Consider the following 25,292-nt stretch of genomic DNA (forward strand, 5'->3'; position numbering starts at 1 on the left):
TCTTTAATTTTGCTGTTGGCGCGCGGGGGCAGTCGGGTTGGAAGGCCGAGCTCGCTACCCCGGCCTTCGCCGGGGCTTAACGCTTAGCAAAGCCTTCCAACCCGACTGCCCCCGCACGCCCCAAGGCCTCGGAAGAGTTCTTGGGGTTTTTTCTGTGTGGTTCGTATGGGTGTTGGGTGTTTCGTTTGCCGTGCGACGTTGCAGCGTTTGGCGGCATCTGGTTTTTGCAACCCGTGTTGCGCCCGCCAGCTTGAGAACGGCTTTAGCTATAACGTACGGTAGCGATCCAACAAAAAATTGAGCCAAACAAATTACTCAAGCCGGCGACCCACCAAAGCGCCGCACCCCCGCATGCCACTACCCCAAACGCAAAGAATCTTCCCCCTCGCAAGGGTGGGGGTGGAGAGTTCGGTTGGAAGGCTTTGCTAAGCGTGAAGCCCCGGCGAAGGCCGGGGTAGCGAGCTCGGCCTTTCAACCGAACTCTCCACCCCCGCCCCGCAAGAACCCCAGCTAGCGGCAAGAAAGAAACCGCCCGCCCCGACCGAGGCAAGAACCCACCCGACGCAAAAACCAAACCGACGCAAAAACCAAACCGAAGCAAGAACCAAACCTTAAATCTTGAACGCCTCAAACGTCTCAGGCGCAAACAACTCTTCAGGCTTCAGCAACCGCTTCGACAGTCCCTGCTCATGGTGATAGCGCAAAAACGTCTGCAACGTCTCCTGATTGCGCTCCAGGCCATAAGGCCAATAATCCTCCCCCATCTCGCGGATCACATTCTCCATATCCGCCAGCAGCCACGGCATCATCGTCTTCAATGCCGCCGTCTCGCGCAGGTCCTCATACGCAATCTTCTGCGCCTGCTCGAACGCCTTGAACAGCGACTGCGCAATCCACCGGTTCTCTTCGTACAGTTTGCGGCGGATCACCAGCGTGTGCATGATCGGGAAAATCTTGGTCTTGCGGTAATAGTCGCGCTCCACCTCCATGAAATTCGGAAACAGGCGCTGCACCTTGCCCTTGCCATGAAGGAATGACGACGGCATGCGCGCGGTGTGCAGGGCGTCGATCTCGCCATCCAGCAGCATCTGCGACAGCGTCTTGGTCGGGCCGATCGGTTCGACCTTGATGTTGGCGGGCAGGGACAGCTTCAGCTTCTCGTCGCGGCCCGGGGTTTCTTCGCCGCCCGAGTAATAGGTCACGCTATCGACCGGCACGTTGTAATGGTCGCTCAGGATGCCGCGAATCCACACCGGGGCGGTCATCTGGTATTCGGGCACGCCAATGCGTTTGCCGATCAGGTCCTTCGGTTCCTTGATGCCCGCGTCGGCATTCACGAAGATGCAGGAATGGCGGAAGAAGCGCGACGGGAAGACCGGGATTGCGATGAAGGGCTGGTCTTCCTTGAACAAGGACACCGAGTAGGACGACAGCGACATTTCCGCCACGTCGAATTCCTGGTTGCGCAGCATGCGGAAGAAGGTCTCTTCCACCGGCATGTTCAGGTAGTTCAGGTCGATGCCGTCGGGCTGCACCGTGCCGTCCATCAGCGCGCGGGTGCGGTCGTAGTTCCAGCAACCAAAAGACAGTTTGAGCTTGGCCATGCGGGTTCCTTTGAAAAGTGGATCAGTCGATCTTGATGCCGGCCTTCTTGATGACGGCGCCGTACCGGTCGATGTCGGCCTTGATCAGCGAGCCGAATTGTTCGGCGGTGCCGCCGGCGGGTTCCAGATAGGCGGTAGCCATCGACGCCTGCACGTCGGGTTTGGCCAGCACCGTGTTCAGCGCTTTGTTGAGTTTCGCAACGATGTCGGCAGGGGTGCCCGCGGGCGCCAGCATGCCGTACCAGATGTCCACGGCGACACCCGGGTAGCCCAGTTCGGCCGCGGTTGGAATGTCGGGCGCAAAACGCGACCGCTTGCTGCTGGCGACGGCGTAGGCCTGCACGCGGCCTTGCGGAATGTAGTTGGCCACGTTCGACAAGGTAATGAAGATCAGGTCGACCTGTCCGCCCAGCACATTGGGGATCGAGTCGGCGCAGCCCTTGTAGGGCACGTGCGTGATGTCGACGCCGGCCTGCTGCTTGAACATCTCGCCCGACAGATGCAGGATCGACCCGGTGTCACAGCCGGCAAAGGTAAGGGTGCCCGGACGCGACTTGGCGTAGGCCACCAGTTCCTGCAGCGTCTTGGGCGGCAGGCCGGCGCGCGACCCGATGATCGAGGTGGACGTGGCGATCTGTCCGATGGGGGCAAAGCTCTTGATCGTGTCGAACGGCAGCTTGGCCATCAACGTGTGGTTGATGGTCATGGTGTTGGGCACGACCGCCAGGGTGTAGCCGTCGGGCGCGGACTTGGCCAGCAGGTCCAGGCCGATGTTGCCGCCGGCGCCTGGCTTGTTTTCGACAATGAACGGTTCGCCGCCCAGTTCGGTGCGCAGGTGCTGGGCCATGAGCCGGGCCAGCGTATCGACGCCACCGCCGGCCGTGACCGGCACGATCACGCGCACGGGCTTGGACGGGTAGGCATCGGCAGCCCAGGCTGTGGCGGCGCTGCCCGCCAGGGCGGCGGCAACCAATAGGGTGGACATCAGGGTCTTCATTGCGGTCTCCATCGCGATTGAAGCGCTGCCCGACGGCGCTGGCCTGGGTCCTGCCCGGCCGCGGAAAGCGGACGGCAGGACGCCTCGGCCAGACGGCGCCGATAGGGGCAACGGGGTACGGGGGGCCGCGCGAACGCGGCATGCGGCGCGGGGGATGGCGCTATCTATGTAGCGGTCCAGGAAATTCTAAGTCGATTCGGCCGCTGCAATGGCTGCGCGGAGCACTATCCGGCCATGATTAATTATGATCGGCGGTATAGCGATCGATGATATCCGGGTCACTACCCATGTCATCCGGGGGCGATTCACCGGCCAGCGGGCGCGCGTTCATGTGATCGGCCAGCATTTCGATGAACAAGGACGTCGCGGTGTTGATCGGGCGGCGAGGATGGGTGACGCAGGCGATTTGCCTGACCGGTGTCGGATCGACAATACGGCGCACATGGACTGCACGATCCGCGAGCCGATTGCTGGCGGCGCTGCGCGGCAGAACCGCGTACATGCCGGTCGCGGCAATCAGCTTGACGGTCGTGATCATGGAATCGACTTCCACCGCCGGGGTAATCGTCAGCTTGAGCGATTGGGCATAGTCGTCCAGGATCCGCCGCAATACGTGCTGGCGCGTCGTGGTCACCAGGGGCAGGGCAGCCAGGTCGGCAAATGCAATCGGCGACCACGGCGGAGTGCCATCCGGCGGACCCAGCAGCACCATCTCTTCATCGCCGATGGCTTCGACATTCAACGTCAGCGGCTGGCGGGGCATATCCACGATCGCCGCATCGATCTGCCCGGTCGACACCCACTCCAGCAAACGCCCATTCGAGACGCTGACCCGCACTTTCGGGTAGGTACGGGCGAATTCCGTGAGCGTTTCGGACAATACCCCTTCTGCCAGCGAGGTAATCATGCCGATGGTGACCTGGCCGGTGATCTCGCCATCGCGGCACAGCATCTGTTCGCGGGCGTGGGCAAAGTCACGCATCAGCGGCAGGTAGAGCTGGTACATGCGGTGGGCGGCGTCGGTGGGCTCCATCCCGCGCGGACTGCGCGTGAAGAGGGGCTGGCCCAGTTCTTCTTCCAGCTTGGCGATCTGGACGCTGAGCGCCGGCTGGACCACGTGGACGCGTCGCGCGGCCCGGGTGACCGATCCTTCTTCGAACAGACAAATGAAGTATTGGATCTGGCGGAACTCCACAATCAACTCCGATGAACAACTTTAGGGCATCATGTCGGCCACTCAGCGGATTGTCAGGTGGACGCCACACAAGCCGCGTGGTTATTGAGGGGCTTACTCAACAAGATCCACGCAGTTGGTTGATTATCAACGACTTTTAAGAACTTGGTTTGATCGCTGAACAAGTTCCCGCTATACTCTTTGGGTTTGCCGAAGTAAATGTAGTTGGATAGGGGGCACTCACAATGCCCTTGCCTGGTGCCTTGCGGTTACCGATTGAAGTCAACTTTAGCGCCGGTCTGGTGCGGAACTGCAGCTAACAGCGTGCTGAAAAGCGCCGGATGGCTGGACAGATCCCCAGGCCCCGAGCAGCAGGGTTGATGGAAAGCGGTCTGCGCAAGGTCGACAACAAGGCAGGGGAAGTGAGGACGAGGATGGACCAGAGCAAATCAAGCAACGCTGGCCGGATCGGTGATACCCGGGCGCAAGACGCCGAGGTAGAACATACCCGGGCGGAAGACGCCCAGGTAGGAAACACCACGGGGAATCCCAGGTATTTCGGTCCGGACGAAGTGGATGCGCGTTGGCCACCATCCTGGAAAGACGAAGAGTCGGCAAACAGTACGGCGCCGGGCGGCACGGATGCATCACACCGTGCGGCAGACGCCAGTGAACCGGTCCGGTTTACCGAATCGGAGCGCGCAGCGCAGCGAAAGGCGGCCATCCGGGGGCTGTTCAACGCCGTTGCCGTGCAGATGGCAGTCAGTATCGCCGTGGCGCTGGTCGCCCTGGTGGTCGCAGGCGCCAGCGCGGGGGTTTCGGCCCTGATCGGCGCGGCGGTCTATGCCATCCCCAACGCCTTGTTCGCATTCAGGCTTATCGTGAGTGTTAACAAGCCGGGTGGGGCCAATCCCGTAACGTTTTTCCTGGGTGAGTTCTTCAAGATCGCATTCGCGGGGCTGCTGATTGTCGCGGCCGCCAGCGTGGGTCATGAAGTGCTCGTCTGGCCGGCGTTTCTGGCGGGTCTGATCTTCGCGCTGAAAAGCCAGTGGCTTGCCCTGGCGTTTGGACGCAGAGACCCACAAGGCGCCTGAACGTCAGGGTTGAACCACCCCATTCAGCACCACCCTATGCAGTACTGACCTGGCATTTGCCGCCAGGTTCAAGACAAGCACCGTATTTTCGTAAATCTGGTCGTAGGATCGAAACCCCATCATGGCTTCCACCGCAGCGCCGACCGCATCCGAGTACATCGTCCATCACCTTGGACACTTGAACAGCACCGGTCATAAACAAAGCGTCATTGCCGACTTTTCCATCGTCAATTACGACACCTTGTTCTGGTCCATCTCGATGGGCGTGCTTGCCTGCTTCGTGATGTGGCTGGGTGCGCGCCGCGCCGCGTCGGGCGTGCCCGGCAAGATGCAGGCCGCCATCGAAATGCTGGTCGAGATGGTCGACGAGCAGGCCAAGAACATCGTGCACAACGAAGTGTCGCGCCGTTTCGTCGCGCCGCTGGCCCTGACCGTGTTCCTCTGGATCATCCTGATGAACACGCTGGACTTGCTGCCGGTCGACCTGCCGCACTACATCATCAACGCGCTGGGCTGGGGTGAAGCCATTCACTACCACCGCATCGTCCCGACCGCCGACCTGAACGCAACCATCGGCATGTCGTTCGGCGTGCTGCTGCTGATGCTGTATTACGGCCTGAAGATCAAGACCCCGGGCGGGTTCGTGAAAGAGCTGTTCACCGCGCCGTTCCACGCGCACGGTATCGGCGCCGTCATCCTGGCCCCGGCGAACTTCCTGCTGAACATCATCGAATACGCAGCAAAGACCGTGTCCCTGGGCATGCGGTTGTTCGGCAACATGTTTGCCGGCGAATTGATTTTCATGCTGATCGCACTCCTGGGCGGTGCCTGGGCCGGATGGAACGCTCAAAGCGTCGTCCTGGGCGTCGGCCATCTGTTGGCAGGTTCGGTCTGGGCGATCTTCCACATCCTGATCGTGCTGTTGCAAGCCTTTATCTTCATGATGCTGACGCTGGTGTATGTCGGCCAGGCTCACGAAGGGCACTAAAGGAATCGTCGGCGGGGTGCGTGTTCCGGCCTCGCTGATTCAGTAAAGCAGTTCGTGTTGTCTTTCGTTATTTTTTAATCTTTCGGTCTCTGATTCATTATCAAGGAGTTGTCATGACCAACGTCGCTTTCGTCGCTCTCGCTTGCGGTTTGATCATCGGTCTGGGTGCCATTGGCGCATGCTTGGGTATCGCGATCGTCGGTGGCAAGTACATCGAAGCATCGGCTCGTCAGCCTGAACTGATGAACCCGCTGCAAACCAAGCTGTTCCTGTTGGCTGGTCTGATCGACGCGGCATTCCTGATCGGCGTGGGTATCGCCATGCTGTTCGCGTTCGCCAACCCGTTCGTCGGCTAAGCCTCAACTTCGACATGACCGCTCCGTGGTGCCAGGCCTAGTTGCCTGCACCAGGGATGATGTTCTTTTCCGAAGAGGGAAATACCGTGAATCTGAACGCGACACTGATCTTCCAGACGCTGGTGTTTTTCGTCCTGGCCCTCTTTACGATGAAATTCGTATGGCCGCCGTTGATGAAAGCCATCGAAGAGCGTCAGTTGAAGATTGCGGAAGGCCTCGCCGCCGCTGAGAAAGGCAAGGCTGATCTCGCGCAGGCCCAGGCCCGCGTAGGTCAGGTGGAAGCGTCTGCCAAGGCTGACAACCAGACTCGTCTGGCTCAAGCTGAAAAGCAGGCTGCTGCACTGATCGAACAAGCCAGGAAGGACGCTGAACTCGAACGCGCCCGGATCCTGGAGCAAGCGAAGCAGGATGCGCAGCAAGAAGCGCAACGTGCCCGCGACAGCCTCCGCGATGCGGTGGCCGCACTGGCAATCAAAGGCGCCGAGGAAATCCTCAAGCGCGAAGTGAACGCCCAGACGCATGCCGAGATGCTCGGCCGGCTCAAGGCGCAGCTTTAAAAAAGAACCCGCGCGGACGCACGCCATGGCGTGCGCCTCGCGTTTGCGAATCACCTCGCTAACCGTATCAGGCATCGAGAGCCAACATGGCTGAACTGTCCACCATCGCCCGGCCCTACGCTGAAGCGCTGTTCGGCGTCGCCCGTGCAGATAGCGCAGGCTTGACCGCTTGGGCCGAACTGGTCGCCGAGATGGCGCAGGCCGCGTCGCACCCCGACGTGCGCAGCGCCGTCGCCGATCCTCAATTCGACAGCGCGCAACGCGTCGAATTGTTTGCGTCGACCTTGAAGACGCCCCTGTCGATCGATGCGCGCAATTTCCTTGCGTTGCTGGTCGAGAACGGTCGTCTGCTGTTGTTGCCGGAAATCGCATCCGAGTTCCTGTGGCTCAAGAACCGCCACCAGGGCGAAGCCGATGCTGAAATCGTCAGCGCGTTTCCGCTGGCCGACGCTCAGGTGGCCGAATTGGTCGCCGGGCTGGAAAAGAAATTCGGCGTGAAAATCAAACCCGTGGTTAGCGTCGATGCATCGTTGATTGGCGGTGTGCGCGTGGCAGTGGGTGATCAGGTGCTCGATACGTCCGTGCGTGCGCAGCTTGATCGTATGCGCGACGCTCTAGTCGCATAGTCGGTCGCTGCGTTCAACTGAACCGCACCGAGAGAAAGGATTCCAGGAGTCAATATGCAACTCAACCCGTCCGAGATCAGCGAACTGCTCAAGAGCCGTATCCAGGGCCTGAGCAATTCGACTGACATTCGCACCCAGGGCACGGTCGTTTCCGTGACCGATGGTATTACCCGCGTCCACGGCCTGTCCGACGTGATGCAGGGCGAAATGCTCGAATTCCCGAACAACACGTTCGGTCTGGCGCTCAACCTCGAGCGCGATTCCGTCGGTGCTGTGATTTTGGGTGAATACACGCACATCTCCGAAGGCGACATCGTCAAGACGACGGGCCGCATTCTGGAAGTGCCGGTTGGTCCGGAACTGAAGGGCCGTGTGGTCAACGCGCTGGGCGCGCCGATCGACGGCAAGGGTCCGGTCAACGCAAAGATGACCGACGTGATCGAAAAGGTCGCGCCGGGCGTGATCGCACGTAAGTCGGTGTCGCAGCCGCTGCAGTCGGGCGTCAAGGCTATCGACGCCATGGTGCCGGTCGGCCGTGGTCAGCGCGAGCTGATCATTGGTGACCGTCAGACCGGCAAGACCGCGGTCGCCATCGACACGATCATCAGCCAGAAGGGCAAGGGCGTCACCTGCGTGTACGTCGCGATCGGCCAGAAGGCATCGACGATCAACAACGTGGTCCGCAAGCTCGAAGAGCACGGCGCGCTGGAATACACCATTGTCGTGGCCGCCACGGCATCCGACTCGGCCGCGATGCAGTACATCTCGGCATACTCGGGTTGCACGATGGGCGAGTACTTCCGCGACCGCGGCGAAGACGCGCTGATCATTTATGACGATCTGACCAAGCAAGCCTGGGCGTATCGCCAGATTTCGCTGCTGCTGCGCCGTCCGCCAGGCCGTGAAGCCTACCCGGGCGACGTGTTCTACCTGCACTCGCGTCTGCTGGAACGTTCGGCTCGTGTGAACGAAGACTACGTCGAGAAGTTCACCAAGGGCGCCGTGACCGGCAAGACCGGTTCGCTGACCGCCCTGCCGATCATCGAAACGCAAGCCGGCGACGTGTCCGCGTTCGTTCCGACCAACGTGATCTCGATCACCGACGGCCAGATCTTCCTGGAATCGGACCTGTTCAACGCCGGTATCCGCCCCGCTATCAACGCCGGTATCTCGGTGTCGCGAGTCGGTGGCGCCGCGCAGACCAAGGTCATCAAGAAGCTGGCCGGTGGTATCCGTACCGACCTGGCCCAGTACCGTGAACTGGCTGCGTTCGCGCAGTTCGCTTCCGACCTGGACGATTCGACCCGTCGCCAGCTGGAACGTGGCCGCCGCGTGGTGGAACTGCTCAAGCAGCCCCAGTACCAGCCGCTGCAGGTCTGGGAACTGGCGGTCTCGCTGTTCGCCGCCAACAACGGCTACATCGACGACGTCGAAGTCAAGGACGTCCTGGCCTTCGAAAAGGGCCTGAAGGACTACCTGAAGTCGAAGTACGCCGCGCTGGTGGGCCGCATTGAAGACACCAAGGAAATCTCCAAGGACGACGACGCAGCGATGCACGACGCCGTCAAGGATTTCAAGAAAAACGGAGCCTTCTGAAGCGGGATTCTTGGGGCGCATAGCTTGCGTCCCTAATCACTGACAGGGGAAGACACATGCCCGGAATCAAGGAAATCCGTACCAAGATCAAGAGCGTGCAAAACACGCGCAAGATCACGAAGGCGATGGAAATGGTCGCCGCGTCCAAAATGCGCAAGGCGCAGGAACGGATGCGTGCGGCTCGCCCATACGCCGACAAGGTGCGCAACATTGCTGCGCACATGGCTCAGGCCAACCCCGATTACGAGCACCCGTTTCTTGCCCGTCGCGATGACATCAAGGCCGCTGGCCTGATCGTCGTCACGACCGACAAGGGACTGTGCGGCGCGTTGAACACCAACGTGCTGCGCGCGGTGCTTGCACGCTTGAAAGAGTTCCAGGCCAAGGGCATCAAGCCGCAAACCACTGCCATCGGCAACAAGGGTGCGAACCTGCTGTCCCGTGTGAATGCCAATGTCGTGTCGCAAGTGGTCCAGCTGGGCGATGCGCCCAACCTGGAACGCCTGATCGGCGCGATCAAGGTGCAGCTCGACGCGTATGCCGAGGGCAAGGTGGATGTGGTGTACATCGCGTACAACCGCTTCATCAACACCATGCGGCAGGAACCGGTGGTCGAGCAGTTGCTGCCTTTGTCGGCGGACCGCTTCGAACAGAGCGAGGCCGAAAAGCGGGCCTACTCGTGGGACTACATCTATGAACCCGACGCACAGTCGGTCATCGATGAACTCCTGCTGCGCTACGTCGAAGCCCTGGTGTTCCAGGCCGTTGCCGAAAACATGGCGTCCGAGCAGTCGGCGCGGATGGTGGCAATGAAGGCTGCATCGGACAACGCCAAGAAGGTGATCGGCGATCTGCAACTGGTCTACAACAAGACCCGTCAGGCAGCCATCACCAAAGAAATTTCGGAAATCGTGGGTGGCGCGGCGGCCGTTTAAGCCGACGCGAACACTCCTGGAAACAGCAATCGAGGAATCGATATGAGCAACGGAACCATCGTTCAGTGCATCGGTGCCGTGGTGGACATTCAGTTCCCCCGCGACAGCATGCCCAAGGTCTATGAAGCCCTGACCCTCGCCGACGACAGCCAGTCGTTTGCAGAAAAAGGCCTGACCTTCGAAGTGCAACAACAGCTCGGCGACGGTATCGTTCGCACGATCGCCATGGGTTCGTCCGACGGTCTCCGTCGTGGCATGTCGGTTGCCGCCAATGGCGCACCGATCTCCGTGCCGGTCGGCCTCGCGACGCTGGGCCGCATCATGGACGTCCTCGGCCGTCCGATCGACGAAGCCGGTCCGATCGCGACCGACGAACGTCGTGCCATTCACCAGCAAGCACCGGCTTTCGACGATCTGTCGCCGTCGGTGGAGCTGCTCGAAACCGGCATCAAGGTGATTGACCTGGTCTGCCCGTTCGCAAAGGGCGGCAAGGTCGGCCTGTTCGGCGGCGCCGGCGTGGGCAAGACCGTGAACATGCTTGAGCTGATCAACAACATCGCCAAGCAGCACGCGGGTCTGTCGGTGTTTGCCGGCGTGGGTGAACGTACCCGCGAAGGCAACGACTTCTATCACGAAATGGCAGAAGCCGGCGTCATCAACCTGGAGAACATCCAGGAATCGAAGGTGGCGATGGTGTTCGGTCAGATGAACGAGCCCCCGGGCAACCGTCTGCGCGTCGCGCTGTCGGGCCTGACGATGGCCGAGAAGTTCCGTGACGAAGGCCGTGACATCCTGTTCTTTGTCGACAACATCTACCGCTACACGCTGGCCGGTACCGAAGTGTCGGCACTGCTGGGCCGTATGCCTTCCGCCGTGGGCTATCAGCCAACGCTGGCTGAAGAAATGGGCAAGCTGCAAGAGCGCATCACGTCGACCAAGACCGGCTCGATCACGTCGATCCAGGCCGTGTACGTCCCTGCGGATGACTTGACCGACCCGTCGCCTGCCACGACCTTCCAGCACTTGGATTCGACCGTCGTGCTGTCGCGTGACATCGCCGCGCTGGGTATCTACCCGGCCGTCGACCCGCTCGACTCCACCAGCCGTCAGCTCGACCCGCAAGTCGTGGGCGAAGAGCACTACAACGTGGCCCGTGGCGTGCAGTCGACGCTGCAGCGCTACAAGGAATTGCGCGACATTATCGCGATTCTGGGTATGGATGAGCTGTCGCCGGAAGACAAGCAGGCTGTGTCCCGCGCGCGGAAGATCCAGCGTTTCCTGTCGCAGCCTTTCCACGTGGCCGAAGTGTTTACCGGCGCACCTGGCAAGTACGTGCCACTGAAGGAAACCATCCGTGGTTTCAAGATGATCGTCGACGGCGAGTGCGATGCACTGCCCGAACAGGCGTTCTACATGGTCGGCACGATCGACGAAGCGTTCGAGAAAGCCAAGAAGATCCAATAAGGATTTTTTCGGCACCTCTCTGAAGGGATCTTATGGCAACTTTACATGTTGACGTGGTCAGTGCGGAAGCCTCGATCTTCTCGGGCGAGGCGAAGTTTGTCTCGCTGCCCGGTGAAGCAGGCGAGCTCGGGATTCTGCCCGGCCACACGCCGCTGATCTCGCGCATCCGTCCGGGTACCGTGCGGATCTCGCGCACCGATGGCACCGAAGAAGACATCTTCGTGGCTGGCGGCCTGCTCGAGATTCAGCCGGGTGTCGTGACGGTGCTTGCCGACACGGCGATCCGCAGCGGCGAGCTGGACGAAGCGAAAGCGACCAAGGCGCGTGCCCAGGCGGAAGAAGCCCTGCGCAACGCCAAGGACAAGGCCGAGATTGCTGTGGTCGAAGCCGAGCTGGCCATGCTGGCAGCTCAGCTGGCGGCGATCCGCAAGCTGCGTGGCAATCGCAACTGATCTGCGTGGTGCATCCCCGTCGTAGGTGACGGGTCCGCGTCGTGCGGCTGGTGGTCCACAGTCGGCGGCGCGGAAGAAAGAACGGTCGTACCGGGGTGGAGACACTTTGGGACGGCCGTTTTTTTTCGCCTGGAAGGCGCTACCAGCGCAGGCTGAATCTTCCGCCGTGTTCACCAATCTTGCAGCAGTGCGGTTCCGGAAAATGCGCCGGGAACAACCACGCGTCGCGTGCCGCGCAGTCTTGCAGGACGGCCAGCCGGACCTGCAGCGCCAGCGCCGGGTCTTCATCGAATACCGAACATAAGGTCGGATGGGGCACCTGGATCGGGTGATGGATCACGTCGCCCGAGAAGACGCCTTCCTCCGCACCCGACTTCAGCCGAATGGTGACGTGGCCCGGCGTGTGGCCATACGCGGCCTCGACGCGCATCAGGTTGTCGAGATCGAATCCATCGTCCACTTCCTGCACCAGGCCGGCTTCGAGCACCGGCAGGATGCTGTCGTCGAACACGTTGTCGTTGATCGGCCGCGGGACATGACCGTGGATGCGGGGGTCCCACCGGGCCAGTTCCTTCCGCGAAAACAGGTAGCGCGCATTCGGAAAGGTCGGCACCCAGCGGCCGCTGGCGTCGAGCCGCGTGTTCCAGCCGACGTGGTCTGCGTGCAGGTGCGTGCACATGACGAAGTCGATGTCTTCGGGCGCGGCGCCCGCGGCGTTCAGGCGGTCCAGCCAGGGTTCGTTGCGCTGGTGGAAGCGGTCGATGCTGGGCCGGGTCTTGTGGTTGCCGATGCAGCTGTCCACCAGGATGGTGTGGCGGTCGGTGCGGACCAGCCAGCTATGGATGCTGGTGCGCAGCTGATTCGCCACCGGGTCGTAGTAGCCGGGGGCGAGCCAGGCCATCTCGGCGGACAGATGCTCGGGCGTAATGGCAGGGAACATGGCGGCGGGCGGAAAGCCCAGGCCAAGGAAGTCCTCGACCCGGGTGATGCGCGCGGCGCCCAGCTGGATGACCCGTGGGCGGGAGGGGGGCTCGCCGGGCACCCCGTGGCCACCATGGCCCCCATGCCCACCATGCCCACCATGCCCACCATGCACCCCATTCACCCGATGCACCCCCTGCACCCCACGCTCCCCATGGCGGAGGTCCGGACGGGACGTCATGCCGCCCCCCGCGTCAGGTCGATTCAGGCGCGGGCATGACGGTGCCGCAGGCCTTGCAGGTGCGGAATTCTTCGCTCTCGAAGAAATTGCGGTAGGCCTTGGATACCGGATCGGCGTTGTAGTCGGCGACCGTAAAGCTTTCTTCGTGCAGCGGGTGATCGCACTTCTGGCAGAACCACTGGAAGCGATCGATCTCGCCCTTCTGCCGCGCGCGTTCCTGCACCAGCAGGTAGGCATCGGGCGGGAAGCGGGGCGAGTGCGGGATGCCGGCGGGGGTGTAGATCACGGCGCCTTCTTTCAGCACGGCAATCTCTTCCTTGCCGTCGGCGGTGCGGTAGTGCAGGTTCATCTCTCCCTTGATCATGTACATCATTTCGTCGCTGGGATTAATGTGAAATTCGCTGCGGTACTCGCGGCCACGGGCGACGAACACGAGCGATTCGGGGGCCTGCCACAGCACGCTGACGCGTTTGCCGGTGGCACTGAGTTTTTCGCCTTCCTTCAGAAGGTCGACGATGGGCATCTGGAACATGGTGGTCTCCTAGGTGGGGAGCGGATGGCATCGAAGGATGCCGACGTGGGTCGTCATCGGGCGATGTCATGACAGGACATGACGACAGCGTGCGGCGTCGGCGTCGCGTTGAAGCGGGAGTCAGCCAAGATAGGCCACGCAGTCGATCTCGACCTTGACCCCCTTGCGATGCGGCGTGCCGCCGATGCAGGTGCGGGTCACTTTTTCGCCATTCATGAAGTCGCGGAAGGCTTCGTTGAAGGCGGGGAAGTCGGTGGTGTCGCGCAGGCAGACCCGCATGTTGACGACCTGCGCCAGCGTGGCGCCGCCAGCATCGAGCACCGCCACCAGATTCGTCAGCGTACGTCGGGTCTGCTCAACAATGTCGTCGGACACGACTTCACGCGTGGCCGGATCGAGCGGGCCCTGGCCCGACACGTACAGGAAGTCGCCCGCGCGAATGGCCTGGGCGAGCGGCGAAGGTTTGCTGGCATCGGTGAACCCGGTGACCGGGGCCTGCGCGGACTGGACAAGAATCTTGGGCATGCGGCGTCTCCTAGGAAGCGTGTGACGACTCGAGCTGCGCCCCGAAGGCGAGCACCTGGTCGTCATGGAATTTGCGGCCCACGATCTGCAGGCCGAAGGGCAGGCCGTGGGCCGTGCTGCCCAGTGGCAGGGCCAGCGCGGGCTGCTGGGTCAGGTTGAAGGGGAAGGCGTACGGGCTGCCCAGCAGCCAGTTGTGGGTGCGCGCGATATCAGCCGCCTTGGGATGACTGTCGGCGCACAGCTTGCCGATATCGAATGCGCCGCTGGATGCCGCCGGGGTCAGCAGCAGGTCGATGCGCGAGAACACGCGGGCCAGTTCGGCGGACGCTTCCCGCAGGCGGACGCGGCTGCGCACCAAGGTATCGGCGGATAGCGAGGCCCCGGCATCGAAGCAGGCTTGCAGGCGCGGATCGAATTGCGCGCGGGTGTGCACCGCCAGGGTCACGAAGGATTCGTGGATGCGGCTGAGCCACACGTTCCAGAAGTCGATGGCCAGCGCGGCCCAGTCGAAGCGGAAGGCATCGACGCGATAGCCTTGGGCGCGCAGCGATTCCACCTGCGCTTCGACAGCAGCGGCGATGGCGGGGTCCAGGCCCGCGTCGGGGCCGATGTCGATGCAATAGCCGAGGGCGGCGGCAGAAGCTGAGACGGCCGCAGTGCCGCCCGACGGTGCCGACGATCCCGCAGGCATTCCGTTTGATAGGGCGGCAGCGGCAGATCGCATCGGGCCGGTGCTGCCTGCAGCCGACGATCCTCTGCCTTCCTGGCCTGTCCTTGCCCGGGGATACATCGAATGCGGGTCCAGCGGATCCGCAACGCTCAGCACTTCCATGGCGATGCGGCAGTCTTCGACGGATCGCGTCAACGGCGTCAGGTGCGCGAATTCGGCAAACGCACTTTGCGGGCCGAGCGGGATCGCGCCAAAAGTGGGCTTGAATCCGACCAGGCCGCAGAACGACGCCGGGATGCGGATCGATCCGCCCGCGTCGCTGCCCAGCGCCAGCGGGCCCCATTGGCGGCCGATCTGCGCGGCCGCGCCGCAGCTGGATCCGCCGGGCGATTTGCCGAGCAGCGTCGGGTGCATCGTGACGCCGGTGGCCGTGGACTCCGAATTGGCGGCCCAGCCGAATTCCGACGTGGTGGTCTTGCCGAAGAGCAGCGCGCCGCCTTCGCGCAGGCGCCGCACCGAGGGCGCATCGGCCGCCGCGGGGGCATCCGACGTGGCCGTCGATCCGCGCCGCGTGGGGTAGCCCGCCACGTCGATCAGGTCCTTGATCGACACGGGGATGCCATCGAGCGGACTCAAGGAAGCGCCCTGCCGGAAGCGTTCCGCCGATGCCTCGGCCATGGCGCGAGCGGCGGGCTTGTCGAGCACGCAAAAGGCATTGACCGGGTCGGAACCAATGGCATCGAACAGCGACTCGACCACGTCGACCGGCGTCGTCGTCCCGGCGGCATAGGCCTCGCGCAACTGCGCGATGCTCAAGCGGTGCAGTCCGTTGGAAGGCATCGTGCGACCTCCTTACTTCGTATCGGCCTTGGGTTCGATGGTGGCGAATTCCACGTTGGCGAGGCGGCCGTCGACCTTCTGGACCTTGCGCATGTACACGCGTTGAACGACGTCGCGGTTGCCGGCATCGATCTGGATCGGGCCACGCGGGCTGGTCAGTTTCAGGCCCTTGAGCGCCGCCAGCATCGCATCGCCGTCGCCCTTGCCGCCGGTCTTGCGCAGCGCTTCATAGATGGCGGCCATGCCGTCATAGGCGGACACCGACATGATGGTGGGCCGCGCCGCGGCGCCGCGCAAGGCCTTGAAGTCCTGCACGTACTTTTTGTTTTCGGGCGAGTCGTGGTCCATCGAATACGGATAGCCGGTGACCACGCCGAGCGCATCGTCGCCCATCGAATCGATCGCGGCTTCGTCGGTAATGTCGCCGGTGCCGATGAGCACCGAGCCCACGTCAGACAGCTTGCGGTTGCGGAATTCGCGCATGAAGGCGGGCGCCACGTCACCGGCGTTGACGTAGGTAAAGACGGCGGCTGGCTTCACGTCCTTGATCTTCTGCATGTAGGGCGAGAAGTCCAGCGTGGTGATCGGCGTGCGCACCGAGCCGACCAGTTCGCCGCCCGCTGCCTTGTAGGCGGCCGCAAAGGATTTTTCGACATCATGGCCGGGCGAATAGTCGGCCACGACGGTGTAGGCCGTCTTGTAGCCCTGGTCCACGGCCCAGCGCGCGATCGGCGGAACGATGTTCGGGAACGAGAACGACACCCGCACCATGTAGGGCGAGCGTGCCGTCAGTTCGGCCGCCGCCGCGTTCATGACGATCATGGGCGTCTTGGCTTCGGTGGCCACGGGCGCGACGGCCAGGGCGTTCGGGCTGAAGCCGAAGCCCGCCAGGAACTGCACCTTCTCGCGCAGCACCAGTTCCTGCGCATGGCGTTTGGCGACTTCAGGATTGGGGCCGCCCACATCCTTGATGACGACCACCACTTTCTTGCCTGCCACCGTGTCCCCGTACTGCTTCTGGTAGACCTTGATGCCGGCTTCCATCTGCTTGCCGAACTCGGCAAACGGGCCCGACATTTCGGCGATCAGGCCGACCTTGACCACGTCCTGTGCGTGGGCGGCCGGCAGGCCCGCGATCGCGGCGGCGACCATGATGCCACTGCCCAGACCCGTCTTGATGATGATGCCCATGATGTCGCTCCGCATGATTGTCAGTGTGCTGCAGGTGGTTGAGGGGAGGTAGTGCGATGGGACGCCACGCCCAGCAGTTCGCCCAGCAATGCCGGGTTGGCCGACAGGTCGCCGCTGCTGCCGCGATACCGGATGCTGCCGCGTTCCAGGACGATGGCCTGATGCGACATCGACAGGGCCAGCACCGGATGCTGTTCGACCACGATGGCGGTCAGGCCCTCGCGCTGGCACATGGCGCGTATGGCGCCAGCCAGCTCTTCGACAATGATGGGCGCCAGGCCTTCCATCGGTTCGTCCAGCAACAGCAATTGCGGATTGGTCATGAGCGCGCGGCCGATCGCCAGCATCTGCTGTTCACCGCCCGACAGCTGCCCGCCGTAATTGCCGCGGCGTTCAAGCAGGCGCGGAAACAGCTCGAACACCCGCGGCACATTCCATGCGCCGGGCAGGGCCACGACCTGCAGGTTTTCCTGCACGGTCAGCGACGGGAACACTTCACGTTCCTGCGGGACCCAGCCGATGCCGCGGCGTGCGCGATCGGCGGGATTGCAGCGGGTGATGTCCTGGCCAAGCCAGCGGATGGCGCCGCGTTTGACGGCGGTGTTGCCCATCAGCGTTTCAAGCAGGGTGGTCTTGCCCACGCCGTTGCGGCCCAGAATCGCGAGCGTTTCGCCCCGGTTGACCGACAGCGTCAGGTCGTTGAGCACCACCGCCTGGCCATAGCCGGCGGTCAGGCCGTCGACGTGCAGGAAGTCAGACATGGGCGGCTCCGGTGGCCGTGCTGCCTACTGCCGGGTTGCCCACGGGCGTACTGCCCACCGCCGTACTGCCCAGGTAAGCGCGCCGCACGTCCGCATTGCTCGCGATCTCGTCAGGCGTGCCATCGGCGATCACGGCGCCCGCGACCAGCACCGAGATCCGCCTCGCAAAGCGGAACACCAGGTCCATGTCGTGTTCGATGAACAGCACCGTCATGGATGCCGGCAAGGCGGCGATGGCCTCGAACACCTCACCGCTTTCATCTTCGGGAATGCCTGCGGCCGGCTCGTCCAGCAACAGGATGCTGGGCCTGGCCGCCAGGGCCAGCACGATCTCCAGCAGCCGTTGCCGTCCGTAGGCCAGTTGCGACGTGACGGTGCGGGCATGCGCGCCCAGCCCGAACTGCGTCAGCAAGGCATCGGCTTCGTCATGGATCGCGGTGCTGCCGGCAAAGCTGCGCCAGAACACCCGGCCCACGCCTTCACGCTCGGCAATGGCCAGTGCCGTGGCGTCATGGGGCGTCAGTCTCGGAAACAGGGTGTTGATCTGGAAGGTGCGGACCACGCCCCGGTGCACGCGGCGGTCGGCCGGCATGCGGGTGATGTCGTCGTCATTCAGATGAATGCTGCCGCTGGTCGATGCGATCACCCCGGTCAACAGGTTGATCAGCGTGGTCTTGCCCGCCCCGTTGGGGCCGATCAGGGCATGGCGGCTGCCGGGGGGCACGGTCAGCGTCACGCCGTTGACGGCGGTAAAGGCGCCGAACTTCTTGGTGAGACGATCGGTGCGCAGCGTGGGGGTGCTCATCGGCTGTCCTTCATCGTTCATCCTTGATGGCGACCACGCGCGACAGCCCGCCGAGCACGCCGCCGCGGCCCAGCATGACCACGGCAATCAGGAAGATACCCAGCCAGAACATCCAGAACTTGGGATCGAAGTCCGAAAACAGATCGTGCACGGTCATGTAGAGCAAGGCGCCGATCAGCCCGCCATACAGGCGGCCGGTGCCGCCCAGCACGAGGATGATCAGGACTTCGGCCGACCGGTTGAAGCTCAGCATTTCCAGGCCGACGAACTGAGTGGTTTGCGCAAGCAGGGCGCCGGCAATGCCTGCGATGGCAGCCGAAAACGCATAGGCCAGGCGCAGCCGGGCATCGACCGGTGAACCGATGGCGAGCATGCGGCGGCGGTTGTCGTGGATGCCTCGAAGCACCATGCCGAACGGCGACCGCAGCATCAGGCGCACGCCCAGGAAGACCAGCAGCACGATGCAGAAGGCATAGACAAAGCCGGTCTTGCCAGCCATGTCGAAGCGGAACTGGCCGAACACGGGCCACATCTCGATGCCTTGTAGGCCATCCGCGCCGCCTGTGATGTCGCTGAGCCGATTGGCCAGTTCACCGAACAGCACGCACACGCCAATGGTGATCATGAGCCGGGTCAGGTCGGCGCCGCGCACGATCAGGTAGCTGAGCAGATAGCCGATGGCCAGGCAGACGACGGCGGCCAGCAGCAGACCCGAGAACGGTTCGCCCCAGCCATGTCTGGCGAGCAGGCCGGCGCCATAGGCCCCGATGCCGAAGAAAGCTGCGTGTCCGACGGTCAGGATGCCGGCATACCCGAGTGCGATGTCCAGCCCGACCGCGAACAGGCCGGCGATCAGGATCTGTGTAATCAGGACGAGCTTGCCGGGAAACAGGACATAACTGGCGGCCAGGGCAAGCCAGAAGACGATTTCCAGGCCGGTGACGGTGCGGCGGGTAAGGGCGATCATGCCTGGCCTCGTTTGGGAATCAGGCCGCGCGGGCGGACCAGCAGCACCAGCACCATCACGACATAGATCAGGAAGGCGCCGGCTTCGGGGTAGTAGTACTTGCCGGCCACATCGACGATGCCCACCAGCACGGCCGCCACAAAGGGGCCCAGCAGGGTGCCCGCCCCGCCGACACAGACCACGATCAGGAAATAGACCATGTACTTGAGCGCGAAGGTCGGCTCCAGCCCCAGGATGCCCAGCCCCAGCGCGCCGCCCAGTCCGGCCAGCCCGCAACCGAAGGCAAAGGTCAGGAAGAACAGTCGTTCGACCCGCACGCCCAGCGCCTTGGCCACGCGCTGATTGTCGACGGCGGCGCGGACCATGGCGCCGTAGCGGGTCTTTTCCAGCAGCAGCATCAACAGCAACAGGATGGCGATGCCGACGCCGATCAAAAACAGGCGATAGGCGCCCACTTCCAGCCCCAGCAGCGTCACTTGGCCCTGCATCCACACCGGCGGACGAAAGGGTTGCATGCCCGGGCCGAACAGGTAGGTCGCGCCGGCCACCGCGACAAAGACGATGCCGATGGACAGCAGTACATGATCCAGCGGGTGCGCCCGGTACAGCCGGCGGAAGAACACCCATTCGAGGATTGCGCCGGCCAGGGCGGCGGCGACAAAGGCGAGGGCTAGGCTGGCCAGGAAGGGGACCTGCCAGTGCGTCATGGCCAGGCTGGCGGCATAGCCGCCGACCATGGCGAACGCGCCGTGGGCCAGGTTGACGAAATTCATCAGCCCCAGGGTGATCGACAGCCCTACGCCGATCAGGAACAGCAGCATGCCGTAGGCAAGCCCATCAAAGATCACGATGCCCATGCAGGACTCGCTGACACCGGCGGTTTCGAGACGACGTGACACAGCCGGCAGACGCTAGCACTCACCCCCACACCCACTCTCCCAGATGCCCGCCACAGACGGTATTTCGTATACGACCCGCGCCGCAGAGCGTGGGTCGTTTGGTACGTTGGCGGGACGACAGCAACGACGGCACGCGTCGGAAAATCGACTTTATGCCGAATAATCGATCGTAGTCTGCCGAGAGCCCGGAACCCTGTCAACAGTTTTGCGCCGCAGCATGGTGGCTGTCCAGCGGCGTGTGGATGGCAGGACGGGAGATGTCTGGCGGGCAGGGGGCATGGCTGGCGGGCGGGGGACATGGCTGGTCGACAGGGGGCATGGCTGGCGGGCAGAGGATATGACTGGCCGACAGGGGAGATGACTGGCGTGGTCGAAGACGGCGTTGCGCGCGATGAAGGCGGCGTGGGCCTCATTGCTGTCCGACCGCGTCATGTTGGTGCCGGAGGCGGTTCAGCGCCAGGGCCTGTTCGAGATCGTCGTGCGCGGTGCGCAGATGGCGCCGCAGAAGGGTGACGGCATGCCGGGTCCGGCCGCGGGCAAGGGCGTCGACGATGGCCAGGTGGTCGGCGGCCTGTTCACGGACGCGTGCCGGGTCCTGGATGGCGGCGTGGGGCAGGGCGGTGCGCAAACGATGGATGCGGTTCAAGGCATCGATCAGGAAGCGGTTGTGGGACCCGGCGGCAAGGGTCTGATGGAAACGGACGCCACGGGCGTGCAGGTCGGCGGCCGACGTCCCCTCGATGCGCCGTTCTGCCTCGCGGCATCGGGCCAGTGCGTCGGGTGCCAGGCCATAGCCGGGTTCCTTCAACGCCGCGATCTCGAGCACCATCCGGCTGCGGCTGGCCTGCAGCAGCGCGTCTGGCGAGGTCAGCAGCGGTGAAAAGGTCCAGCCTTGCCCGGCGTGGCGATCGACCCAGCCGTCGTGCGCCAGCTGGCCGAGCAGGATGGCCAGGCCGCCACGGGTCAGCTGATAGCGGGACTGGAGCTGGGCTTCGCTGACGGTGTCGGGCAACAGGCCGGCCCGCCGGTCGTCGGCGATCGCGTGGCACAGATCGGTCAAGGACGGCGGCGTGCTGGCGCCCGAGGGGTCCAGCCGATCGAGCAGGGCGCAAAGGTGAGCGTCGGGGGCGGATGCGATGCCGGCAAGTCGTCCGCCGGGACGGTCGTGGTCGGCGGCGTGTCGGCTGGGCCGGTCGGGGGCAGCGTCATTGTCACCGTTACCGTCCGCGTCACCGTCCCCGTCACAGCCACCCTCGAAGCCGGAACGCCACGCCCGTGCGGCGTCTTGCGAGAACAGCGGTCCCGCCGTATAGCCCTTGCCGGGCGCGTGCAGGATCAGGCCCCGCGCGTGCAGCACTGCCAGCGCCGCGTTGACGGGCGAACGCGAGACGCCCCATTGGTCGGCCAGTTGCTGGGCGCGCAAGGGCAGGCCAGGTTCGGCCTGGCGTGCGTGCAGGTCGGTCAGGAGTCGGGCGGCAAGGCGCAGGGCGGCGGTCATGGGGGATATTGTGGAGATTCTGCTGGCGGATGGCGGCGTCCAGGGGCTTGCCACCATGGACAAAAACATCCATCCGTAATGAAGAGGAAATCTGCGGGCGCGATGCTGGATGACCGCGCTGTTCACCGCGGCAAAGCGGGTGGCCTCGCCGCTGCCCTTTGCACGCTCTGTACGGATCGTGCAGGCCGCCCGCCGGCCGGGCTTGCCGCGCGAGGGGTGGCGTGCGATGGTCTGCATCGCCATGGCTGGCGTTATGTCCGTTCGGGCCCTACAGTCACGGCAACGCCAGTACAGATCGCGCCGTTTCGCGCCAGAGGCCGCGTCGGCAAGGGTCCGATCCCAATGCCGCTTACGTGCCGGCCCCTTTGTGCTCATCTCTGATTGAGAGGGGTTTCGTTCGTGCCTAGTCTGGGGTTTTGGACAGGCAGGAGAACGCGATGAGAGCATCGATCGATTGCGCAGTGCTGATGGTGCCGGCGCACAAACACTGGGTGGACCCGTTGCTGGCCCCCGACGCCCTGCCCAACGGGCGGCTCAAGCTGCATCCGCTCGGGCTCGATGGCACGGCATGGCCATCGGGTCGCGCCCGGGATGCCGGATGGTCGGCTGACGTGTTGCGCAAGGCGGCCCTGCAACTCAAACGGTACGACGTGTGCCTGCTGCCGATCGCACTCGACACGCTGGCATGGACCCGGCTGGCGCTGGCCAATGCGCGCGAAGTGATCGACACGCCTTTGATCGGCATTTCGCGGGACCTGAAAGCCGCTGGCCTGCAGGACCTGCTCGCGCTGGGGATGGTCGATTTCCTTCGGCACCCGGTATGCACCGAAGAACTCAAGATCCGCCTGGCGCAGCGCGTGGCACAGGGTCCCTCGGGTCCCTTGGGTGCGTCAGGGGCTTCAGGTCTCTTGGGCCCGGCCGTGTCGGTGCTGAACGATTCGGCCTATGACCGGGCAAGGTTATCGGCCGACAGGATAGATCAGATGGTCCAGACGCTGCTGTCCCCCGCGGCTGGCGAACCGTTCCGCGCGGCCAAGGCACGCATCGTCACCGAATTCGAGCGGCAATATATCAACGAGTTGCTGTTGCTGCATCAGGGCAATATCTCGCAGGCGGCCAAGGCGGCCAACAAGAACCGGCGGGCCTTCTGGGAACTGATGCGCAAGCACGAGATCGGCGCGGACCTGTTCCGATAGGCTAGCTGCGCGACGAACCGAACACCGATGCCAGAAAGTCGACGAAGGCTTTGACATGCGGGGGCGTGGGCCGCTGCGCGGTAAACAGTGCGGCAATCGGCGGGCCGGGGCGGCGCCAGTCGGGCAGCACTTGCACCAGGCGCTTTTCGGCCAGCGGCTGGGCCAGCAGAAAGTCCAGGTCTTCGTACACGCCCAGGCCGGCCAGCGCGCAGGTCAGGCCCGCGCGGGCATTGTCGACGGTCAGGTCGCCCTTGGCCGCGAACGTCACGGTCTGCTTGCCTTTGACCAGTTGCCAGTCAAAGGGCCGGCCTGATTCGGCGTCCCAGAAGTCGATCAGCCGGTGGCGGCGCAGCTCGTTCGGATGACGCGGCGCGTCAACCATCGCCAGGTAGGACGGGCTGGCGGCCATGATGTAGTTGCCCCGGCCCAGCAGCTTGAAGCGCAGGGGCGAATCCCGCAGCAGGCCCACCCGCAGCCCGATGTCGGCGCCCGACACACTGGGGTCCACGGCGCCTTCATTGAGCGAGATGCGCAGCGACACGTCGGGGTAGGCGCGCACGAATTCAGGCAGGCGCGGCAGCACGCGGGCGTTGGCGACGGATTCCGACATTTCGACATGCAGGTGGCCTTCGGTGCGGCCGCTGCGGGTCTGGATTTCGGCGTCCAGCGTGGCAAGCCCTTGCAGCAGCAGGCCGGCGCGTTCGGCATACCGTTCGCCCTCGCGGGTGAGCGAAACCCGGCGTGTGGTCCGGTTCAGCAGACGCACGCCCAGATGCTGTTCAAGTTCCTGCACGTGGCCGGTGACGGCCGAGCGCGAGACGCCCATCTTGCGGGCGGCGCCGGTAAAGCTGCCGGCGTCGGCGACCGCAAGAAACGCACGGATCGGAGTCAGTTTATCCATTGTTCAAATTTAACAAACAATGCCGTCGCCGCATGCAAGCAATGGCTACGTATACTTCTTGCATCGATTACTGCGTCCTCAATTAAGGAGCGACCCCATGTTCAGCCCGCTGAGTTGCGGCGCGAGCGCAAGGCGCCCTGCCAAGACAGTGCCGGCTTTTGCCGGATCTTCACTGACGACATCCGTCGTCGGGTTGGCTGGTGCCGACGCCCGCAATGGCCGTCCTATCCGTATCCGCCTGGCCCTGCATCCACTGCCGTCATTGCTGCCGTCCCCCGAGCGTTAGTGCCTTGCATCGGAGGGTAGCCGTCTGCTTGCAGGCGGGCCCGCTTCGATGTCGCACGCCCTGGTTCCGTACGACGACACCTGTTCGAAGAACCACGTCCCGCATGCCTGTGCGCCGCCTTGTCGCGCCTGTCGTGCTCTCGGGAGACTCCTCATGACCACCGCCAACAGCCCAGTGATGCACGCTGCATCCACCTCCGTTGCCGCCTTCAAACCGACCCTGCGCCAGTGTGTCTGCGCGGCGGCGATCGTACTCTTGCCGTACGCCGCCATGGCCGGAATATTGTTGCTGAACGGGTAACAATCCGACAAAACCGCAAAGGCCGGACACACCGTCCGGCGTTACCGCCCGCACGTGCACAACGTGCCGGCGTCCACGTCGCGCCTGTCAGGCATCGCCTCTGGCGCGGCTGCAGTTCCTTCGCCCGACCTGCGGGTCGGGCCGCACTGCCCATAATTAGAAAGAGAGTTCGTCATGCGTCATTGGTTTTTTCTTTTCATCGCCATCGCGGCGGAAGTCACCGGCACCAGCCTCATGAAATGGGGCAGCACCAGTGGCCACCCCGGCGGCCTGCTCGGCATGTTCGTATTGCTGGCCCTGTCCTATTACGCGCTGTCGCTTGCCGTTGAACGCGTTCCCATGGGGGTGGCGTATGCCATCTGGGAAGGCGTCGGCATCGTGTCGATCGCGCTCATCAGCCTGCTGCTGTTCAACGAAAGCCTGAGCCCCGGCAAAGCGGTGGGTATTGCCGCGGTGCTGGGCGGCATCGTGCTGCTCAAGCGCGGCATTGCCGGGGATCGTGCCGCTGCGCAGGCCGACGACACGGCCAAAGGGGCCGCGGCCATCGCGCTGCCGGGCTGGAGCCCCAGCCATGCTTGAGACCTACACCTGGTTCCACGGCGCCATGCTGCTGTGCGCCGTGGTGTTTGAAGTCACGGCCAACATTTTCCTGAAGCTGTCCGAAGGCTTCAAACGGCGCGCCTATGGCGTGCTGTCCATCGGGCTGGTGCTGGCGGCGTTCAGCTGCCTGTATCTGTCGCTGGAAGGCATCTCGCTCACCCTGGCCTACGCCACCTGGGGCGGCCTCGGCATCCTGGCGACCGCGCTGGTAGGGTGGTGGATGTTCGGGCAGCGGATCCAGCTGGCCGGCTGGGCGGGCATTGCCCTGCTGGTTGGCGGCCTGCTGATGATGAAGTTCGCCTGAGGGCAAGACGTA

General features: G+C 63.7%; 27 protein-coding genes. 13 read left to right on the top strand and 14 right to left on the bottom strand.

Translation table 11 applies throughout. The annotated features are described in order from the left end of the window. Positions 1 to 611: 611 nt before the first annotated feature. The 3 genes from HD883_RS19100 to HD883_RS19110 form a co-directional block, all read right to left on the bottom strand. Positions 612 to 1,604 (bottom strand): ABC transporter substrate-binding protein, encoded by a 993-nt coding sequence (locus tag HD883_RS19100; RefSeq protein ID WP_179582538.1) that lies wholly within the window; start codon positions 1,602 to 1,604, stop codon positions 612 to 614. Between the two features lie 22 nt (positions 1,605 to 1,626). Then, on the bottom strand, positions 1,627 to 2,601 hold the full coding sequence (locus HD883_RS19105) for a Bug family tripartite tricarboxylate transporter substrate binding protein (protein WP_179582536.1): 975 nt from the start codon (positions 2,599 to 2,601) through the stop codon (positions 1,627 to 1,629). 238 nt (positions 2,602 to 2,839) lie between these two features. After that, on the bottom strand, positions 2,840 to 3,796 hold the full coding sequence (locus tag HD883_RS19110; protein WP_179582534.1) for a LysR family transcriptional regulator: 957 nt from the start codon (positions 3,794 to 3,796) through the stop codon (positions 2,840 to 2,842). 359 nt (positions 3,797 to 4,155) lie between these two features. Between HD883_RS19110 and HD883_RS27770 the strand changes: the two genes are divergently transcribed. The 9 genes from HD883_RS27770 (at position 4,156) to HD883_RS19155 (ending at position 11,843) form a co-directional block, all read left to right on the top strand. Next, a complete protein-coding gene (locus HD883_RS27770) occupies positions 4,156 to 4,869 on the top strand; it encodes an ATP synthase subunit I (protein WP_257022311.1) in 714 nt (237 codons plus the stop codon). A 121-nt stretch (positions 4,870 to 4,990) separates the two neighbouring features. Beyond that, on the top strand, positions 4,991 to 5,857 hold the full coding sequence (gene atpB / locus HD883_RS19120; protein ID WP_179582532.1) for a F0F1 ATP synthase subunit A: 867 nt from the start codon (positions 4,991 to 4,993) through the stop codon (positions 5,855 to 5,857). A 113-nt stretch (positions 5,858 to 5,970) separates the two neighbouring features. Then, positions 5,971 to 6,213, top strand: a complete 243-nt coding sequence (atpE, locus tag HD883_RS19125; RefSeq protein ID WP_124692009.1) for a F0F1 ATP synthase subunit C — start codon at positions 5,971 to 5,973, stop codon at positions 6,211 to 6,213. A gap of 86 nt (positions 6,214 to 6,299) precedes the next feature. Then, complete coding sequence (locus HD883_RS19130; protein ID WP_179588451.1) at positions 6,300 to 6,770, top strand: F0F1 ATP synthase subunit B; 471 nt, start codon at positions 6,300 to 6,302, stop codon at positions 6,768 to 6,770. An 86-nt stretch (positions 6,771 to 6,856) separates the two neighbouring features. Then, complete coding sequence (locus tag HD883_RS19135; protein WP_179582530.1) at positions 6,857 to 7,396, top strand: F0F1 ATP synthase subunit delta; 540 nt, start codon at positions 6,857 to 6,859, stop codon at positions 7,394 to 7,396. Positions 7,397 to 7,450: 54 nt separating this feature from the next. Beyond that, on the top strand, positions 7,451 to 8,992 hold the full coding sequence (gene atpA, locus HD883_RS19140) for a F0F1 ATP synthase subunit alpha (RefSeq protein ID WP_179582528.1): 1,542 nt from the start codon (positions 7,451 to 7,453) through the stop codon (positions 8,990 to 8,992). Between the two features lie 56 nt (positions 8,993 to 9,048). Next, positions 9,049 to 9,927, top strand: a complete 879-nt coding sequence (gene atpG, locus HD883_RS19145; RefSeq protein WP_179582526.1) for a F0F1 ATP synthase subunit gamma — start codon at positions 9,049 to 9,051, stop codon at positions 9,925 to 9,927. A 42-nt stretch (positions 9,928 to 9,969) separates the two neighbouring features. After that, a complete protein-coding gene (gene atpD / locus HD883_RS19150; protein WP_179582524.1) occupies positions 9,970 to 11,391 on the top strand; it encodes a F0F1 ATP synthase subunit beta in 1,422 nt (473 codons plus the stop codon). A gap of 32 nt (positions 11,392 to 11,423) precedes the next feature. After that, a complete protein-coding gene (locus HD883_RS19155; protein ID WP_179582522.1) occupies positions 11,424 to 11,843 on the top strand; it encodes a F0F1 ATP synthase subunit epsilon in 420 nt (139 codons plus the stop codon). Between the two features lie 139 nt (positions 11,844 to 11,982). On the opposite strand, the gene HD883_RS19160 is transcribed toward HD883_RS19155, so the two are convergent. From HD883_RS19160 to HD883_RS19205, 10 genes are all read right to left on the bottom strand, one after another. Continuing rightward, positions 11,983 to 12,885: an MBL fold metallo-hydrolase gene (locus tag HD883_RS19160; RefSeq protein ID WP_179582520.1), complete on the bottom strand. Its 903-nt coding sequence runs from the start codon at positions 12,883 to 12,885 to the stop codon at positions 11,983 to 11,985. 133 nt (positions 12,886 to 13,018) lie between these two features. After that, positions 13,019 to 13,537: a 3-hydroxyanthranilate 3,4-dioxygenase gene (locus HD883_RS19165; protein WP_179582518.1), complete on the bottom strand. Its 519-nt coding sequence runs from the start codon at positions 13,535 to 13,537 to the stop codon at positions 13,019 to 13,021. A gap of 120 nt (positions 13,538 to 13,657) precedes the next feature. After that, a complete protein-coding gene (locus HD883_RS19170; RefSeq protein ID WP_179582516.1) occupies positions 13,658 to 14,062 on the bottom strand; it encodes a RidA family protein in 405 nt (134 codons plus the stop codon). 10 nt (positions 14,063 to 14,072) lie between these two features. Then, positions 14,073 to 15,572 (bottom strand): amidase, encoded by a 1,500-nt coding sequence (locus HD883_RS19175; protein WP_179582514.1) that lies wholly within the window; start codon positions 15,570 to 15,572, stop codon positions 14,073 to 14,075. Between the two features lie 12 nt (positions 15,573 to 15,584). Then, a complete protein-coding gene (locus HD883_RS19180) occupies positions 15,585 to 16,763 on the bottom strand; it encodes an ABC transporter substrate-binding protein (RefSeq protein WP_179582512.1) in 1,179 nt (392 codons plus the stop codon). A gap of 20 nt (positions 16,764 to 16,783) precedes the next feature. Further along, a complete protein-coding gene (locus tag HD883_RS19185; protein WP_179582510.1) occupies positions 16,784 to 17,524 on the bottom strand; it encodes an ABC transporter ATP-binding protein in 741 nt (246 codons plus the stop codon). Beyond that, entirely contained in the window at positions 17,517 to 18,329 is an 813-nt protein-coding gene (locus HD883_RS19190; protein ID WP_179582508.1) for an ABC transporter ATP-binding protein, read from the bottom strand. The genes HD883_RS19185 and HD883_RS19190 overlap by 8 nt, the downstream gene beginning before the upstream one ends. Positions 18,330 to 18,339: 10 nt before the next feature. Continuing rightward, on the bottom strand, positions 18,340 to 19,296 hold the full coding sequence (locus HD883_RS19195; protein WP_179582503.1) for a branched-chain amino acid ABC transporter permease: 957 nt from the start codon (positions 19,294 to 19,296) through the stop codon (positions 18,340 to 18,342). Further along, positions 19,293 to 20,153 carry a branched-chain amino acid ABC transporter permease gene (locus tag HD883_RS19200; protein WP_179582498.1) on the bottom strand — a complete coding sequence of 287 codons (861 nt, stop codon included), beginning with the start codon at positions 20,151 to 20,153 and terminating at the stop codon, positions 19,293 to 19,295. Before HD883_RS19200 ends, HD883_RS19195 begins: the two co-directional genes overlap by 4 nt. Before the next feature lie 451 nt (positions 20,154 to 20,604). Next, positions 20,605 to 21,936 (bottom strand): GntR family transcriptional regulator, encoded by a 1,332-nt coding sequence (locus tag HD883_RS19205; RefSeq protein ID WP_179582496.1) that lies wholly within the window; start codon positions 21,934 to 21,936, stop codon positions 20,605 to 20,607. A 194-nt stretch (positions 21,937 to 22,130) separates the two neighbouring features. Here HD883_RS19205 and HD883_RS19210 point away from each other — a divergent pair, with 194 nt between their 5' ends. Beyond that, complete coding sequence (locus HD883_RS19210; RefSeq protein ID WP_179582494.1) at positions 22,131 to 22,889, top strand: hypothetical protein; 759 nt, start codon at positions 22,131 to 22,133, stop codon at positions 22,887 to 22,889. 1 nt (position 22,890) lies between these two features. Here the strand turns inward: HD883_RS19210 and HD883_RS19215 are convergent, their stop codons facing one another. Further along, complete coding sequence (locus HD883_RS19215) at positions 22,891 to 23,790, bottom strand: LysR family transcriptional regulator (protein WP_179582492.1); 900 nt, start codon at positions 23,788 to 23,790, stop codon at positions 22,891 to 22,893. A gap of 439 nt (positions 23,791 to 24,229) precedes the next feature. On the opposite strand from HD883_RS19215, the gene HD883_RS19220 reads away from it, so the two are divergent. The 3 genes from HD883_RS19220 (at position 24,230) to mdtI (ending at position 25,280) form a co-directional block, all read left to right on the top strand. Beyond that, the gene (locus HD883_RS19220; protein ID WP_179582490.1) at positions 24,230 to 24,376 is read left to right on the top strand and encodes a hypothetical protein; all 147 of its coding nucleotides are present in this window, start codon (positions 24,230 to 24,232) and stop codon (positions 24,374 to 24,376) included. Positions 24,377 to 24,550: 174 nt separating this feature from the next. Further along, a complete protein-coding gene (locus tag HD883_RS19225) occupies positions 24,551 to 24,955 on the top strand; it encodes an SMR family transporter (protein WP_179582488.1) in 405 nt (134 codons plus the stop codon). Next, positions 24,948 to 25,280: a multidrug/spermidine efflux SMR transporter subunit MdtI gene (gene mdtI / locus HD883_RS19230; RefSeq protein ID WP_179582486.1), complete on the top strand. Its 333-nt coding sequence runs from the start codon at positions 24,948 to 24,950 to the stop codon at positions 25,278 to 25,280. The genes HD883_RS19225 and mdtI overlap by 8 nt, the downstream gene beginning before the upstream one ends. Positions 25,281 to 25,292: the final 12 nt, after the last annotated feature.

Origin of the sequence: Pigmentiphaga litoralis (assembly GCF_013408655.1) — a bacterium.
In the GTDB taxonomy this organism is placed as follows: domain Bacteria; phylum Pseudomonadota; class Gammaproteobacteria; order Burkholderiales; family Burkholderiaceae_B; genus Pigmentiphaga; species Pigmentiphaga litoralis_A.